Below are 16,677 nucleotides of genomic sequence, written 5' to 3'. Positions count from 1 at the left end.
CAAGTATGGCACTAGGAACACAATCAGTATTAGGTATTTCAAGTAACCTAACATGGGATGTTATCGAGCAAATGAAAGATCTTGATGTTAGCAATCAAATCGATCCAATCACTGAAAAACTTGAAAAAAATATGGAGCAACAAACAGAGCTTACCTCTTTACTAACCATGATGACTTCTTTGAATACAAGTTTTAAGAATCTATCAGATTATAGCACTTATCAAAAAAGACAAGCGACGGTGGAAGGAAGTGGTGTCAAAGCAACAGCGGGAGATGGATTAGCAATCCAAGATATTACCATTAATGTCTCACAACTTGCACAAAATGATGTTAATCAAGTCGGACTTAAATTTGCTTCAAGAGATAGTATCTTTAGTAGTGATAACACGACTTTGAACTTTTACTATAATGGCTCTAATTATAGTGTAGATATCAAAGCTGGGGCTACACTTTCAGAAGTTGCACAAAGCATTACAGATGCGACAAATGGTGAAGTTATGGGTATCATTATGAAAACAGGCGGAGAAAATCCCTACCAGCTTATGATTCAATCCAAAAATACAGGGGCAAATAACAAAATCTATTTTGGTAGCACACTAGAAAGTGCTGCAACACCCGGTGGTAAAATCACTAGCGGGACGCTTGATATTGAGATTGGTGGAGAAAAAATTAGCATTGATATGAGCCAAATTGGCAGTGATTTTGGTAATGAAGCAAAAGACAATGCAAGCCTTATACTTGATGCAATCAACAAAGAAATTGAAACTAACCATACCAACCTCAAAGATAAAATCGATAAAGGTGAAATCACAATTAGCCTAAATAGTTCTGGTAATGGACTTATGTTTAATGACGCTTCAGGTGGCACAATCAAAGTAGAAGCTAACAATGTCAAACTACAAGCTTCACAAGGAGCAAGTGAAACCAATACAGATTTGGGATTTGTTAAAACTTCTGTTGGAGGAGATGAAACTTTAACAGAAATGAAAATCGCAGCGGGTGCTCTTACGGGTGTTTTTACCATTAATGGGGAAAAATTTGATTTAAGCCAGCTAACAAATGCAAATAATACCGCAGAACAAAATCGTGCAGCAATACTCAATGCCATCAATAGTAACTCTACCTTGCAATCCGCAGGAATCAAGGCCGAAGAAGGCAAAAATGGTGCGATTAGCTTAGTGGGCAAAAGTGTTACCATTGGAGCTGAAGGGGCTGATGCAAGCGAACAAACAAAAGTCTTAGATTCTATTGGTATGGTAGCTGGTTCATACACTTCTTCTCAAGGATTGCTAGATAAAATGGATATTACTAATATCCAAAAAGCTCAAGATGCAAAGCTCACTTACAATGGTATTCCTATTGAAAGAGATACCAACAACATTGATGATATTGTTTCTGGATTATCCTTAGAACTCACTTCAATTACAGAAACAGGAAAAGATGTAATTGTCCGAATCGCAAGAGATGATGAAGGCATTGCTGAGGAAATGCAGGCTTTTGTAGAAAGCTACAATGAAATGTATAACAAACTCCAAGAGCTTACCAAATATGACGCTGAAACTGAGATTTCTGGAGTATTCAATGGAAATAGTGAAATTAGAAGTATTACACGCCAGCTCAACGCCATCATAAATTCTACTGACGCTAATGGAACTAGCCTTGTCAAATATGGCGTTTATATGAATGAAGATGGGACATTGACTTTTGAACAAGATACTTTTAACACCGCTTTTCAAGAAGACCCCGATGCTGCAGTAGAATTTTTTAGAAGCTCTGCAACAACTTCAAAAGGTCAAACTATTGAAACAGATGGAGTTTTCACTAATCTTAGAGATACAATGGATTCTCTTATTACCGGAAGTAATTCTACCCTTAAGATTCTAGAAACCACTCTCATTAACGAACAAAAAACACTTAATGAGGACAAAACTTCCACACAAGAATCAATTGACACCAAATACGAGATTATGGCTGAAAAATGGTCCGCTTATGACCAAATGATTGCACAAATGCAGCAATCTGCAAACACCATTACACAGCTCATTAATCAAGCAATGAATTCTTAAATAAAGGGCAAATAATGAAAAGCAACTTGGCTTATAATTCTTATCAGCAAAATTCTGTTGCCGTTGAATCTCCTGCAAAGCTCGTAGAAATGCTTTATGAAGGTATCTTGCGTTTTGCTTCAATGGCAAAGCGCTGCATTGATGCAGAAGATATAGAAAAAAAGATTTATTATATCAATCGCACGACAGATATTTTTGTAGAATTACTTAATTCTTTGGATTACGAAAAAGGCGGTCAAGTCGCACACTATTTGACAGGACTCTACACCCATCAAATAAAGCTTTTAACACAAGCGAATATGGAAAATAGCAAAGAAAAAATTGATATTGTAATCAAAGTAACAAAAGGCTTACTTGAAGCTTGGAAGGAAGTAAATCACAATGAATTGGCTTAATGAATTAAAAGTGGCATATCTCAATAAAAATGACGCAAAAATAACAGAACTAATGGCAAATACTCCGGTTTTACAAACAAGAGATGAAATGTTTGAAGCATTAGCAGTTTTAGAGCAAATTGGAGAATATGCAAAAGCGCAAAAAGAAAAACTTGCTCAAGAAATGAGAAAACTCAAACAAACCAAAAAATTTTTACCAAAACAAGAAAGAGTGCAAAAACTTAATCTATCTTTTTAATTCTTTGTATTACAATTCACTTTTATACAGAAAGGAATTAAAAATGCAATGGAAACCAATCGATATAGAAGATAAAGAAATTATAAATAGTTTCTTTAGCGCTAACCATATTCTTGCGTCAGATTTTACTTTTACTAATCTCTATCTATGGCATTATTCACGCCATATTAGCTATATTATCTTAAATGAATGTTTAGTTATCAAAACACAATATCCCAACCAAAACCCTTTTATTTTTTACCCTTTTCACAAAAATAACAACAAAGAAGCAAAAAAACAAACTATTTTAGATATTATGGAAATTTGCAAGGCAAAAGGTATGGAATTTTCCATACACTCTTTAAGCTGTGTTGATAAAGAAGAGCTAGAAGCTATTTTACCTAACACCTTTAAATTTACCTATAGAGAAGATAGAAGTGATTATATTTACTCGATTCCAGAACTTATAGAGCTTAAAGGCAAAAAATATCACAAGAAAAAAACTCACCTTAATCGCTTTGTGGAGCGTTATGATTTCAAATACGAATCTCTTTGTCAAGATAATTTAGAAGAACTCATCATAACTTACCAAGAATGGTTTGGCAAAATAAGCGATACAGCAAGTGAGGGATTAAAAAATGAATACATCGGCATCATAGAATCTCTTAAAAAATTTCCTTCCTTGGATTTTAAGGGAGGCATTATTCGCGTTGAAGATAAAATTATTGCATTTAGCTTTGGAGAACCACTCAATGATGAAACCATTGTCATTCATATAGAAAAAGCGGATATTGAATATCAAGGTGCCTACCAAGCTATAAATAGGGAATTTTTAGCAAATGAATGGAGTAATTACACACTAGTTAATCGGGAGGAAGATTTGGGGATTGAAGGATTAAGAAAAGCAAAGCAATCCTATCAACCACTCTATTTACAAAAAAAATTCGACGCTTCTTTGCTTTAAGAGCGGATATGCCCCATAAACTCTTCTCGTGTGCGATGATCACTCTTAAAAAGCCCTCGAATTGCACTAGTAGTCATTATGCTATTTTGTTTTTCTACTCCACGCATTACCATACACATATGTTTTGCCTCCGCAACAACCATTGCACCCTTAGGCTGTAAAACTTCCATAATGGTATCAGCAATTTGACTGGTCATTTTTTCTTGAATCTGCAAACGCCTTGAAAACACCTCTACAAGCCTTGCCAACTTAGAGATTCCAACAACTTTGGAATCAGGAATATAACCAATAGAAATTTTCCCAAAAAATGGTAAAAGATGATGTTCGCATACAGAATAAAATTCAATATCCTTCAAAACAACCATCTCATCACAAGCTCCATCACTAAAGCACTTTCCTAAAATCTCTTTTGGATCGCTCTTATAACCACTATAAAGATGCTCCCAACTCTTTATCACCCTCATTGGCGTTTCCAACAATCCTTCCCTATCCCTATCTTCTCCAATATAATCAAAAAAGGCTCTAATTTTTTCTTCCATATTTTTCCTTTATTTACCCAGTAAAGCTTTAATGCGATTTTCTATACTCGGATGTGTGCTAAATATTTCTTTAAATCCCACAATATACAAAGCCGATCTTGTTGGATTTGTATCAATATCACTAAAGTCTGATTGCGCATAACTTCCGCTAATTTTTTGCAATGCTCGTATCATAGGGGTACTATCTCCCATCAAGTAAGCTGCTCCAGAATCTGCCATATATTCACGACTGCGACTTAAAAACATTTGCAAGACAATTGTAAGTAGGGGTAACACAAATTGCAAAATCAAAAGAATACTGCGCGCAGCATTTGCTCCTTTTTCCCTTGAATTTCCCAAAAACATATAAACCCCATAATTTACAACTAACAACATAATATTGCTCAAAACACCAACTACCAAAGTCAAACGAATATCTCCATGCCTAATATGACTTAGTTCATGTGCCATTACCGCTTTTACTTCATCTTTGGAGAGGTTTTTTACCAAAGTCGTTGTTAGGGCAATGAGTGAATTATCCGCATTCCAACCACTCGCAAACGCATTCATAAAGGGAGCTTCCATCAAATACAACTTAGGGCGAAAATTCAATTGTGCATTTTGCAGCAATTCATCTAGCATTCTGCTTAATTCTCGCTCTTGAGGGCTTATTTCTTGCCCATAAATGATTTCTTTATATTCATTACCACTTAACAAAATCTGCTTAAAATTTCCAACACAATACAACACAATCCCACAAGCTAAACCCAACATACAAAGCGTTACCAATGGAAACTCCCTAAAAGTAAGAAGTTCATAAAATCCAAAAGAGAGGCTAGTTGCATTGATTCTTATAATATCCACAAGAAGTCCAATTACAATGAAAATAAAAATATAGATTGCAATAACACATAAAGTTTTAAAATGATTTTCTCTAATAATTTTATCAAACATTATTCTTCCTCCTCTTGCATAATCTCTCTATGGGCTAATTCCCTTAGCAAATTAGTAGCGTATGCACCTTTGGGTAAGAAAAATTTTAATTCCCCTTGTGCCTCTTCTTGTTTATATAAAAATTGAAGATTCTCGGGAAAAATCCACGCATATCGCCTTTGCCCTACACTTTTAATGCGAGAATCAATGAATTTACTCTCAAAAAATCCTGCTTCTTTTTGAGAAATTTGCGATTTTATACCACTTAATAAACCAGTTGGCGCAATATCTTTCTCCATAAACCGCCTAGAATCTACCAATAATTCTTCTTCTACTAAAAAATTTTTGCCAAAAGGATAATGGCACATATAATCCCCATAGAAAATTTTAAAAAAATGGGGTTGCATTTTTAGCATTTCACAATAATTCATATCTAAAAAAGCTTGTGGAATCTCTTTTGTATGAAAATACATTTCTAAGGCTTGATAGATTTCTCTTTCTTTTATTTTTGTTATCAAATGTGAAATATCAATTCTCAAAGACAACCATTGATTAAATAAATGACTTTGGTATGCACTAATCAAAAAATTTTGCATTTTTCTATCGCGCATTCTTTTCTTGCCTTCAACAATTTCCTTGCCCAGCAAATAATTATCCAAATTTTTACCAAAGCGTTGATAACTAAAATAATTGGGAATCCCAAATCTTTCAATTTGTTTTAAAACCTGCTGAATCTTTTGTGAATTAAGATTGTCTAGCTTTTTAATGCGAATGAAAAAATTATTCCCCTTTAAATGCCCAATTTTGATTTTATTATTGTGTGAAGTTGTTTCTAAGATTTTAATATTAGTATGAGAAAAAGTATCCAAAGAGACATTTTTCAAAAGATGTTTTGGAATGCTGATGTATTGAATGGTTAATGCGTTTTTATCTTTTAATCCCGCATAACCTATTTCATGAGCCTTGATTCCAAAATGCGAAGATAAAATATTAATAAGCTCAAAAGTGGTAAGATTTTTTTTGCGAATCTTTAATATAAGATGAGCTCCCTCTTGACTAAAAGCATAAAGAGGAATCTCTTCTACTACAAAATCTCTCGTATTTTGTCGAAAATGAAAATCGATTTTTGAATGCGTATAAGCGTAAGAATAATTCATTCCTTAACTTTCATTCTAGTGGCAACCACAGCCTCCGCCTCCACAACAACCGCCTCCATTATGGTGTTCATGATGATGCAAACCGCATGCAAGTTCCTTTTCTGTAGCCTCTCTTGCATCAAGAATTGTAACCACAAAATTCAATTCTTTTCCTGCTAATGGATGATTATAATCCACAATTACAACTTCATCATTAAAATCTTTAACAATCACTTGCACAGTTTCACCATTCTCGCCTTGCCCAAAAAGCGTCATACCTTCTTGCAAATCAATTCCAACAAACTGATCTCTTGGAACCTCTTGTATATAATCTGAAATATACTCTCCATAGGCATTTACAGGGGCTACTATCACCTCTTTTTTATCACCAACAGACATTTCTGCTATTGCTTCCTCTAAGCCTTTGATAATTTGCCCGCTACCCATAATAAATTCCAAAGGTTTTCCACCCACATTAGAATCCAAAACTTTATCAGTCCCATTTTCTTTTACTTCATATTCAATACTTACAACTTGATTTTTATCTATCATAAAAAGTCTCCTATTTTTTTATTAAAAGATTCCCAGCTTCCTTAGCCTCATTGGAATCTGGGTAAAGCGCTATTAAACTTTCTAAAAATTTTTTAGCATTTTCTTTATCATTGATTTTTTCAAATGATTTCGCACTATTTAACATAAGCCGCGGCATATAATCTGCTTTATCATAGCGTGTAGCACTTGTTTTGTAATAATAAATTGCCTCTTCATATCTTCCTTGTGCAAATGCTATTTCGCCTAGCAAGTAATTTCCCCTTGCTGGCTTATAATGACCCTTTATAGCTGTTTGCAAATATTCATCAGCTAATTTATATTTTTTCTCTTCTAAAAGTTTTTCACCTTCTGCAAAAAATTCTGCTAAAGACTTTTCTGGCTGTTTTGACTCTTTTTGGTTATTTTCTGCAGATTCTATGGTTGCAATATTTGCATTAGCATTTGGAGCACTTCCATTATTTTCTACCGAATCTTCTTTGATTGTATCTTTTTTGACTTCTTTATTAGCTGTTTCATCTGTCAAAGTTTGACTTTCTATATCATCTAAAATAGCCTTTTTTAATGCTTCAATCTCAACTTTTGTCTGTGCATTTACTTTTTGGACCAAATCTCCAAGTGCTACAATACTAGCTTGCAGTTTTTCGATATTCTCATTCTGCAATGCAAAATTAGTATTCACCTGCTCTTTCATCTGTGAGATTGTCGCATTATTTTCATCAGCCATTTGACTTAATTGACTAGAAAATTCTTGCATTCTTTTTATTTGGCCCTCAAAAACACTTTTTAAACCTTCTTGTGATTCATCAAGCATTTTAACTTTATTAGAAAGATTAAAAAGCCTTTCGTTAAGTATTTGTGTCTCTGTTTTAAGGGGAGCGTCACCTCCAGCATTAAAAGCTGATGGTTCTACTCCATACAAAAAGCTAATTAATAATGCACTAGCAATAATTGGTTTTTGCAATTTCATCTATCTTATTACTTATGGCAACATTTTAAAGGTAACTTTTCTATTCTCTGCCCAGCACTCTCTTGTTTTTTCCATACAAGTAGGCTTACTTTCACCATAGCTTACAAGCACCATTTTACCTTCACTTACACCTCTAGCCACCAAAGCATCCTTAACTGCAACTGCTCTTTTCAATCCCAAAGCATAATTATATTCATCTGTTCCCCACTCATCAGTATTACCTTCAATTCTTACTGTTAGAGGATTTGCAGCAGTATCTTTTAAAACATTAGCATCATTATCTACTGCATTTTGCATATCTGGACGAATTGAAAATTGATCAAAATTGAAGAAAATATTTTGCAATCCATTTTCTACATACTGGATTCTATCCTCAATATTCACAAAATTATCTTTGCCTGCCACATAACCTTGTTGTGCATTTTGCATATTTTGTGTTTGTGAAGCACTTGTATCTACACCACTTTTTTGACTACAACCAACCATCAACAATGCAGCTGCCAATGAACCTAAAACTAAACTTTTTTTCATATAAACTTTCTCCCTATAAATAAAAATATCAAGCATTGTAACATATTTTCAAAAATTATACAAACTACCAATCCATTGATTGAATAATGCCGCCACGCAATGGAAATAATAAAGTTTTATTGTAATTTAGGCGTATAATTCCCAAAGCACTTTGATTAGATTCATGTTTGACATACATGATAGTTTCACCATCTTTTGAGAAACGGGGAAGTTGATTGATACCATTTGCACTCAATCGCCTAATAAAATCGCTTTTGGTAGATACCAAATAAAGATTAAAAGTATTTCGACTAAAGTCCTCATTAGTTTCACGACTTGAATACACAATATACTCCCCAAACGCATTTGCTGCGTTATTATTTCTGCCATGGAATACCATTTGCTCTAAGCTCCCATTAGCTTCACCCTCCACAGAAATTGCAAATACATTTGGATAACCTAAACGATCAGAAATAAACATTACTCTTTTTTCATCTTCGATGAAATTTCCACTTACATCGATCCCGCGATAATTTGTTAGCTTTGTAAGTTTCGCACTTGGAATATCATAAAGAAAAATATCTGCCTGCTCATTAGGTGCCATAGTAAGTAATATTTTAGTAGAATCTTTGCTAACATCTGAAGCCACAAGCATACCTTCGCTACTGATAATTTGAGTATTTTGCCCTGTGGTTAAGTCATATTTAAATAAAGTAGGTTTATCTAAATATTTCGTATAATAAAAGGCATTTTGTTGCTCATTTGCCCATTTTGGAAAGATATTTAATCCGCCTTTTATAAGGCTATTTTTGTAAGTCAATGTATAATCACTCAATAAAATCTCACTTTCTCCGGGCTTTGTATAATAAGAAACCACCACAATTCTTTCCATCCAATCTACATTAGGAGCTTGAATATAATCATTAATATCAATTGCTAATTTATGTGCCAAAAAAGGATAGGTTTCTGCTCTTGAATTTTTATATTCTTTGCTTAAAGCGAGCGTCCCTGAATTAGCATCATAAAGCTGCAAATTAACCACCAACCCATCTTGCAATATTTCCGCAGACACTCTTGCAATGAGATCAATTTTGGCTTTGCGATATTCATCAAAATTCAATACCATCTCATTTGCAATATTTCCATCTTCTTGCACTGTAAAATGCCCTGTTACTTTCAAATCTGCAACCAACATTTTAAAGATTCTAAGAGTATATTCCTTTTGATTATAATCTTTTCCACTATATTGAACTAAGATATTAGGCAAATTCCCAAACTTCTTAACAACCTCTAAAGTTGCATCTATTTCTTGATTTGCAAACAAACAATTTACACACAATAATACCCATACACAAATTTTTTTCATTTTATACCTCTGTTTTGAAAATTACAATAATATTTGTTCTATTTCCACCTTTATATTGAGGAAACTCTTTGTTACACATTATATCCAAAAACTCTTTTAAAGCTTTATCAAATTCCAAATTTCCAGATAGCTTTAAAATTTCATAAGAAAACTTACCCTGATAGTCTATTGCAATTTGAACTTCTGCTTGGTTTTCATTTTGATCCTTAATTGGATTCCAATTTTCATATAAAATTTCTTGGACTTTAGCGTAAAATTCATTATATTCCCCTTTTGGGACTGCAAAACTCATTGTCTTTTTGACTTCTACATTAGAGATAATTTTTTCAATATCTTCTTTTAAATTATCCTCTATTTTTTGGATACTTTGCAAGGCTTTTTTTCTTCTTGCGATTTTATCATCTTGACTTTGAGGCTTTAATGCTTCTTTTGGAACATTTCTTTTTGCTTCCACCTGCTGAAATAACTCATTAATGCCAACTCCAACATTAGCTGTTTTAGAAGCACTTTCTTGTTTATGTTCTAAAACATTCTCGATTTTTTTCTGCGTTTTTTGTGTTTTTTGAATATTTTTTTCTTTTTTTTCTATCGTTTTTACTTCCTCAAACAATTCTATATTAAAAGTTGTTTCCTTATAAGAAGTATATTGTTTGGGGGCTTCATCAAGAAAATAAAAATTCCATAAAAACAAAAAAAGAATAGCAAGATAACTAAAAACGGCTACACCGCCGCTAAACAATCCTAAGAAAAAATTACCCATCAGTCACTAATGAAACTCTGCTAAATCCACTTTGCTTAGCAATCTTTAAAATATAAATAATATCATCATACTTAAGATTTTTATCAGCCCTAATATAAACTTGTGTATTTCTATCATATCCATTGACAAAAGCTATAAAGGCATCTGGAAAGCTTTTAAAATCCAAAACATTGTCTTTTAGATAAATATTTCTTTTGATATCTACCCTTATTTCAATCTTTGAATCTTCTTGCATTTTCGCAGTTTTAGAACCCTGCGGAAGTGCTATTTCCTCTTGATAAACAATCACAGGTGCTGTTACCATTAAAATTGCCAACAACACAAGCATAATATCCACCAATGGAGTGATATTAAGCTCTGGATTCTCTTCCCAATTAAAATTCACTTTCATACTATCTCTAATGCTCATTTTTGGAGGACATTAAAACATTTATTTGTAGCTGCAAATAGGTATTTAATTCAAAAACTTTTCTTTTTAAAACAAGATTAAAAGAATAAGCAGGTATTGCCGTCAAAATACCAGCAGCTGTCGCAATCAATGCTTTTGAAATTACTGGAGCTATAACATCCAAAGTAGCTTTAGAATCCATACCCAACTTAGAAAATGCCTCTAATATTTCAACGACCGTCCCAAACAAGCCAATAAAGGGAGCAGTTGAAGCCACTATTCCCAAAAAAGTCAAACCAGCAGTAGAATCTTTGATTGCCTTATTGATAGAATATTGCAACATTGATTCTGTTGGTTTTTTGTCTATTTTTCCTAAATTGATATTTAATATAGAATTTCTAGGGAGTAGATTTCTACCCCTTAGCAAATCCTCCAAGCATTCTTTTTCACCTCTTGTCAATACAGATAAACGAATATAGCGATACAAAAAAACCCATACCACAAAAATAAAATACAAAGAAAGCCATACAAGAACAACTATTGTTGTGATTCCATAATCGCCACTGAAAGAAAGAAGATTCACAATATACTCTTTGCAGAATTTTCAATCCGTGAAACAACCATAGAAACAGCAACCTTATTATCCGTAGAATCTTCAAGCAGTTTTTTAGCATTAGCAATAGCTTGAGCAATCTCACTCTCACTATCGCCATTAATATCCACTGCACCTTCTGCCAAAACATCTACGCTAGTTTCATCAACTTTTGCATAACCCCAATTGATAGCAACTATTTCTCTTTTGCCATCTTTTTTTTCAATTTCAATTACACCGCTATTTAGCGTAGTAACAATGCCAATGTGCCCCGGTAGAACGCCAAATTCTCCCTCACTTCCGGGGAGAGTTACACTTTTGACATCATTAGAAAAAATTTTACCTTCTGGAGTTACAATATCCAATTTCAAGGTTTCCATTAAAGCTCCTTATGCACCCGCCTTCATTTTCTCTGCTTTTTCAAGAACTTCATTAATGCTACCTACCATATAAAACGCATTTTCTGGAATATGATCATATTTACCTTCCAAAATACCTCTAAATCCTTCCAAAGTCTCTTGCAATGTAACATATTTTCCCGGACTTCCAGTAAATACCTCTGCAACAAAGAATGGTTGTGAAAGGAATTTTTCAATTTTTCTTGCTCTTTCAACAACTTTTTTGTCCTCTTCTGAAAGCTCATCCATACCCAAAATTGCAATAATATCTTGTAAATCTTTATATTTTTGCAATACTTGTTGAACACTTGTTGCAATTTTATAATGCTCTTCTCCAACTACTTGTGGATCAAGAATCCTAGAAGTAGAATCCAATGGATCCACTGCTGGATAAATTCCCTTTTCTGCAATTTTTCTATTTAAAACCGTTGTAGCATCAAGGTGTGCAAAAACAGAAGCAGGCGCAGGGTCTGTTAAGTCATCTGCAGGCACATAAACAGCTTGAACAGAAGTGATAGAACCCTTTTTGGTAGAAGTAATTCTTTCTTGCAATTTGCCCATTTCACTTGCAAGTGTAGGCTGATAACCAACAGCCGAAGGGATTCTACCCAACAAAGCTGACATTTCTGCACCTGATTGAGCGTATCTAAAGATATTATCAATAAACATCAATACATCTAGCCCTTTTTCATCACGGAAATATTCTGCCATTGTCAAACCAGTAAATGCGATTCTATTTCTAGCACCCGGTGGTTCATTCATTTGCCCATAGCACAAAGCAACTTTATCCAAAACCCCCGATTCTTTCATTTCATGATAAAGGTCATTTCCCTCTCTTGTTCTTTCTCCAACTCCTGCAAAAACAGAATAGCCACTATGTTTAAAAGCAACATTATGGATAAGCTCCATAATAACAACAGTTTTACCAACACCAGCACCACCAAACAAACCTACTTTACCACCTTTTGAATAAGGCGCTAATAAATCTACAACTTTAATCCCTGTTTCAAACATTTCTGTTTTGGTGCTTTGGTTTTCAAAAGTAGGAGCCGCTCTGTGAATTGACCATTTTTCTGGATTATTCAATTCTTCTCCACCATCAATTACATCTCCTGTAACATTAAAGATTCTACCCAAAACCTGCTCACCTACAGGCACTGTGATTGGATTTCCTCTTGCTACAACTTTTTCCCCTCTTGTTAAACCTTCTGTCATATCCATTGCAATAGCTCTTACTCGATTATCTCCGATATGAGCAGCAACTTCTAACACTAATTTTCTTGATTGATTATCTACAACAAAATCAATATCTAACGCTTCATTAATTGCTGGAAGATATGATTCAAAATCAATATCCACAACAGGACCCATTACTTGAATAATTTTTCCTACCATATTTTCTGACATTTATTACACTCCTTATTTCATTGACTCAACACCGGTATTAATTTCTACCAGCTCTGTTGTTATTGCTTCTTGTCTTGCTTTATTATAAGCCACTGTCAAACTCTTTGCCAATTCACCTGCATTATTTGTTGCAGCATCCATTGCTTGCATTCTTGCACTATGTTCTGCCGCTAATGAATCTACAAGTGCATAATACATACTAAATTCAATGTATTTTTTTGCAAGTTGATTCAAAACTTCCTTTTCTTGCTCACTAGGCTCAATTTCCAAAATTGAATTTTGCTCTTGTGATGCTTCAATGCTTTCAATAGGCAAAAGCTGGGATACTTTCATTTCTTGAGAAATCATATTTTTAAAACCATTATGCACCAAAATGATTTTTGAAGTTATCCCCTGCAAATAATCGCTCACAGCTTTATTGATGAAATCTGCAGCTTGCGTATAATCAGGCGTCGCACTTAACCCAACAACACTATCTAATACTTCAATTTCATTAAATTTATAATATTCAATTGCTTTTTTTCCAACTACACGCAAACGAACTTTCATATTTTTTGCTTTATGTTCTGCGATAATGCGATTTACTTCTTTAATTGTATTAATATTAAATCCGCCACACAATCCTTTATCAGCAGTAATCAAAACAATATCTATGAGACCTATTTCTTTATTTTCGGGGGCAAAATAAGGATTATCTTGGATATTTTCCCCATTTGCTACCCTAGCCTTAATCTCTGCAATAACTTCTACAATTTTGCCAGCATACATTTTTGAATGCCTTGCCATTTCATCGGCTTTTTTCAATTTAGAAGTAGAAACAAGCTTCATTGCACGCGTAGTTTTTTGCGTATTTAATACACTTGAAATTTGTTTTCGAATATCTTTTAAGTTGTTTCCCATAACAACTCCCTACTTACACTGAAAAACCAGCTTTGAATTCTTCTAAAGCTTTACTGAGAGTTTCCTCAATATCTTTATCAAGCATTTTTTTAGAGCGAATATCTTCAAAAATTTGAGGATACTTTGCTTCCAAGAATGGATACAAGTCTGCTTCAAATTTTGTAATATTTGCTACTGAAATATCATCCATAAAGCCTCTTGCTCCAGCAAAAATAATTACCACTTGTCTTTCAATTGGCAATGGAGAATAAGGAGGTTGCTTCAAAACTTCCACCATTCTTTGCCCTCTATCAAGCTGCTTTCTACTTGTTTCATCAAGATCTGAAGCAAATTGTGCAAACGCTTGAAGTTCTCTATATTGTGCTAAATCTAATCTCAATGTCCCTGAAACTTGCTTAGTTGCTTTAATTTGTGCAGCACCACCAACGCGAGATACAGAAAGTCCAACATTGATAGCAGGACGAATCCCGGAGTTAAACAAATCTGTTTCAAGGAAAATTTGTCCATCTGTAATTGAAATAACATTTGTTGGAATATAAGCCGCAACATCTCCTGCTTGTGTCTCAATGATAGGCAATGCAGTTAAAGAACCAGCTCCAAGCTCATCACTTACTTTTGCAGCTCTTTCTAACAATCTTGAATGCAAGTAAAAAACATCTCCGGGGAATGCTTCACGACCAGGAGGGCGTCTCAAAATCAAAGACATTTCACGATAAGCAACTGCGTGCTTACTTAAATCATCATAAACAATCAAAGCATGTCTTCCATTATCTCTAAAATACTCACCCATTGTAACACCCGCATAAGGCGCTAAATATTGCATAGCAGCAGAATCAGAAGCAGGCGCATTAACAATAATAGTATATTCCATTGCACCATGTTCTTCTAATTTTCTAACTACTTGTGCTACAGTGGATTCTTTTTGTCCGATAGCTACATAAATACATACTACATCTTGTCCTTTTTGATTGATGATAGTATCAATTGCCACAGTGGTTTTACCTGTCTGTCTATCTCCGATAATCAACTCTCTTTGCCCTCTACCAATTGGCACAAGTGCATCGATAGCTTTAATACCGGTTTGTAATGGTTCATGCACAGATTTTCTTGCCATAATTCCGGGTGCTTTTTCTTCCATAAATCTATACTCTTTGGCTTCAATTGCACCTTTTCCATCAATAGGCTCCCCTAATGCATTAACAACTCTTCCCATTAAATCATCACCTACAGGAACACGTAAAAGCTTCCCGAGTCGTTTTACAGAAGTGCCTTCTTTGATTTCTTTTCCAGCTCCCAAAACAACTACACCTACACTGCCTTCTTCCAAACTCGATGCTAGTCCTTTATCGCCGGTATCAAATTCAACCATTTCATAACTCATAGCATCTTTTAAGCCATAAACTTTTGCAACACCATCAGCATAAGCGATAACTTTTCCTGTCTGTGCAATATTTAAATCTAACTCAAAATTGTCAATTCTCTCTTTAATGATGGAACTAATTTCATCAGCTTGTAACTTTGCTACCACTATTACTCCTTATTTAAAATTTAAAATGCTCTAAAAATATGGTTTTTCAAATCTTGAATGAATCTCTCTTGAGAAAAAGAGATTTCAACTCCCAAATCTTCTACCACTAGTTTAATCCCATTTTTTTGGGTAATTTGCTGCTCTAACACCAAATTAACACCCAATTTTTGGCTAAACTTACTCTCTATTTCTTTTAATACCGCTTCATCATAGGCATCACTTACCATCAGTTTTGCCACATATTCTTTATTCAAAGAAGCCAAATAGCTAGATAATTCTGCATACAATTCTTGAAATAAATCCAATCTTTTATGTTCGGCTAAAATCCTAATAAAATTAGCAAACTTTGAATTAGATTTATTTTCCAAAATGACTTGCAAAATAAATTCAATCTTTTGCTCAACACTAATATATGGAGAATCCATAATTTCCTGAAACTTGTTAATTGTGCAAACATTAGCAAGTTTTTCCAATATTTGCAAACTTTCTTCCAATTCTTTTTGTTTTAGGCTTTGTGACAATGCCTTAATGTATCTTTTTGCAATCAACTCTTTCATTTTATGCAACCTTTTTCAATAAGGCTTGTGCCAAAATATCTTTATTCAATACAACAGCATCTTGATTTAAAAACTCATTTAAAATCTCACTAATAACAAGCTTTTCCATTTTTCTTCTTTCAAATGCCATACTCTCATTAAATTGACGCACCAAATGTTCAATCTCATTTTTAGTATTTTCTTCAGATTTTTGCAAAATGATAGAAGATTCTTTGTGAGCTGTCTCTATAATCTCTTTTGCATTTTTCTTTGCTTCCTCTAATTCATTCATAACTTTTTGCTTTGCTTTTTTGGATTCTTGCAATTTTTCTTGAATCTTTGCCAAAGAATCCGCTATTCCCTCACGCCTTTCTTTGAAAACGGCTTTTATTTTATCAGCTGCAAAATAATAAATAAGGGCAAAAAATATTACAAAATTAATCGTCCTCTCTACAATATCCACTTCACCACTTCCAGAAGCTGCAAAAAGCATACATGGAGAAAATACAAAAACTAAAAAATAAATATTCTTCTTCATTTCTTC

20 protein-coding genes are annotated in these 16,677 nt (G+C 33.8%); 4 read left to right on the top strand and 16 right to left on the bottom strand.

Translation table 11 applies throughout. The features are described from left to right. Window positions 1-5 precede the first annotated feature (5 nt). The 4 genes from fliD to JJQ98_RS05155 are packed head-to-tail and all read left to right on the top strand — an operon-like array spanning window position 6 to window position 3,642. Complete coding sequence (fliD, locus tag JJQ98_RS05170) at window positions 6-2,066, top strand: flagellar filament capping protein FliD (RefSeq protein WP_151104605.1); 2,061 nt, start codon at window positions 6-8, stop codon at window positions 2,064-2,066. Between the two features lie 14 nt (window positions 2,067-2,080). Further along, a complete protein-coding gene (gene fliS / locus JJQ98_RS05165; RefSeq protein ID WP_005021039.1) occupies window positions 2,081-2,461 on the top strand; it encodes a flagellar export chaperone FliS in 381 nt (126 codons plus the stop codon). After that, window positions 2,448-2,699 carry a hypothetical protein gene (locus JJQ98_RS05160; protein WP_054194972.1) on the top strand — a complete coding sequence of 84 codons (252 nt, stop codon included), beginning with the start codon at window positions 2,448-2,450 and terminating at the stop codon, window positions 2,697-2,699. The genes fliS and JJQ98_RS05160 overlap by 14 nt, the downstream gene beginning before the upstream one ends. A gap of 43 nt (window positions 2,700-2,742) precedes the next feature. Further along, on the top strand, window positions 2,743-3,642 hold the full coding sequence (locus tag JJQ98_RS05155; protein ID WP_054194971.1) for a DUF2156 domain-containing protein: 900 nt from the start codon (window positions 2,743-2,745) through the stop codon (window positions 3,640-3,642). On the opposite strand, the gene folE is transcribed toward JJQ98_RS05155, so the two are convergent. From folE to JJQ98_RS05075, 16 genes are all read right to left on the bottom strand, one after another. Continuing rightward, the gene (gene folE, locus JJQ98_RS05150; protein WP_005021034.1) at window positions 3,639-4,181 is read right to left on the bottom strand and encodes a GTP cyclohydrolase I FolE; all 543 of its coding nucleotides are present in this window, start codon (window positions 4,179-4,181) and stop codon (window positions 3,639-3,641) included. The two genes, JJQ98_RS05155 and folE, sit on opposite strands and share 4 nt — an antisense overlap. A 9-nt stretch (window positions 4,182-4,190) precedes the next feature. After that, window positions 4,191-5,114, bottom strand: a complete 924-nt coding sequence (gene htpX, locus JJQ98_RS05145) for a zinc metalloprotease HtpX (RefSeq protein ID WP_060661141.1) — start codon at window positions 5,112-5,114, stop codon at window positions 4,191-4,193. Next, window positions 5,114-6,250, bottom strand: a complete 1,137-nt coding sequence (gene truD, locus JJQ98_RS05140; RefSeq protein WP_151104606.1) for a tRNA pseudouridine(13) synthase TruD — start codon at window positions 6,248-6,250, stop codon at window positions 5,114-5,116. The genes htpX and truD overlap by 1 nt, the downstream gene beginning before the upstream one ends. Window positions 6,251-6,265: 15 nt before the next feature. Beyond that, complete coding sequence (locus JJQ98_RS05135; RefSeq protein ID WP_005021029.1) at window positions 6,266-6,781, bottom strand: FKBP-type peptidyl-prolyl cis-trans isomerase; 516 nt, start codon at window positions 6,779-6,781, stop codon at window positions 6,266-6,268. A gap of 10 nt (window positions 6,782-6,791) precedes the next feature. Further along, window positions 6,792-7,748, bottom strand: a complete 957-nt coding sequence (locus JJQ98_RS05130) for a tetratricopeptide repeat protein (RefSeq protein ID WP_210670785.1) — start codon at window positions 7,746-7,748, stop codon at window positions 6,792-6,794. A 12-nt stretch (window positions 7,749-7,760) separates the two neighbouring features. After that, on the bottom strand, window positions 7,761-8,279 hold the full coding sequence (locus JJQ98_RS05125; protein ID WP_005021027.1) for an OmpA family protein: 519 nt from the start codon (window positions 8,277-8,279) through the stop codon (window positions 7,761-7,763). Between the two features lie 64 nt (window positions 8,280-8,343). Further along, window positions 8,344-9,624 carry a Tol-Pal system protein TolB gene (gene tolB / locus JJQ98_RS05120; protein ID WP_060661139.1) on the bottom strand — a complete coding sequence of 427 codons (1,281 nt, stop codon included), beginning with the start codon at window positions 9,622-9,624 and terminating at the stop codon, window positions 8,344-8,346. 1 nt (window position 9,625) lies between these two features. Beyond that, on the bottom strand, window positions 9,626-10,384 hold the full coding sequence (locus tag JJQ98_RS05115) for an energy transducer TonB (protein WP_060661138.1): 759 nt from the start codon (window positions 10,382-10,384) through the stop codon (window positions 9,626-9,628). Continuing rightward, window positions 10,377-10,775 carry an ExbD/TolR family protein gene (locus JJQ98_RS05110; protein WP_005021023.1) on the bottom strand — a complete coding sequence of 133 codons (399 nt, stop codon included), beginning with the start codon at window positions 10,773-10,775 and terminating at the stop codon, window positions 10,377-10,379. The genes JJQ98_RS05115 and JJQ98_RS05110 overlap by 8 nt, the downstream gene beginning before the upstream one ends. A gap of 7 nt (window positions 10,776-10,782) precedes the next feature. Further along, window positions 10,783-11,355, bottom strand: a complete 573-nt coding sequence (locus JJQ98_RS05105; RefSeq protein WP_005021022.1) for a MotA/TolQ/ExbB proton channel family protein — start codon at window positions 11,353-11,355, stop codon at window positions 10,783-10,785. Then, window positions 11,352-11,744, bottom strand: coding sequence for an ATP synthase F1 subunit epsilon (gene atpC, locus JJQ98_RS05100; protein ID WP_005021020.1), 393 nt, complete (start codon window positions 11,742-11,744; stop codon window positions 11,352-11,354). Before atpC ends, JJQ98_RS05105 begins: the two co-directional genes overlap by 4 nt. 9 nt (window positions 11,745-11,753) lie before the next feature. Further along, window positions 11,754-13,157, bottom strand: coding sequence for a F0F1 ATP synthase subunit beta (atpD, locus tag JJQ98_RS05095; RefSeq protein ID WP_005021019.1), 1,404 nt, complete (start codon window positions 13,155-13,157; stop codon window positions 11,754-11,756). Between the two features lie 24 nt (window positions 13,158-13,181). Further along, window positions 13,182-14,069, bottom strand: coding sequence for an ATP synthase F1 subunit gamma (gene atpG, locus JJQ98_RS05090; RefSeq protein ID WP_005021018.1), 888 nt, complete (start codon window positions 14,067-14,069; stop codon window positions 13,182-13,184). A 13-nt stretch (window positions 14,070-14,082) separates the two neighbouring features. Then, a complete protein-coding gene (atpA, locus tag JJQ98_RS05085) occupies window positions 14,083-15,597 on the bottom strand; it encodes a F0F1 ATP synthase subunit alpha (protein ID WP_005021017.1) in 1,515 nt (504 codons plus the stop codon). Between the two features lie 20 nt (window positions 15,598-15,617). After that, window positions 15,618-16,154 carry a F0F1 ATP synthase subunit delta gene (locus JJQ98_RS05080; protein WP_134044423.1) on the bottom strand — a complete coding sequence of 179 codons (537 nt, stop codon included), beginning with the start codon at window positions 16,152-16,154 and terminating at the stop codon, window positions 15,618-15,620. 1 nt (window position 16,155) lies between these two features. After that, window positions 16,156-16,671 carry a F0F1 ATP synthase subunit B gene (locus JJQ98_RS05075; RefSeq protein ID WP_005021015.1) on the bottom strand — a complete coding sequence of 172 codons (516 nt, stop codon included), beginning with the start codon at window positions 16,669-16,671 and terminating at the stop codon, window positions 16,156-16,158. Between the last annotated feature and the right edge of the window lie 6 nt (window positions 16,672-16,677).

It is taken from the genome of Helicobacter pullorum NCTC 12824 (assembly GCF_017979475.1).
Taxonomy (GTDB): Bacteria; Campylobacterota; Campylobacteria; order Campylobacterales; family Helicobacteraceae; genus Helicobacter_D; species Helicobacter_D pullorum.
This window is presented reverse-complemented; position numbering and strand designations above follow the sequence as displayed.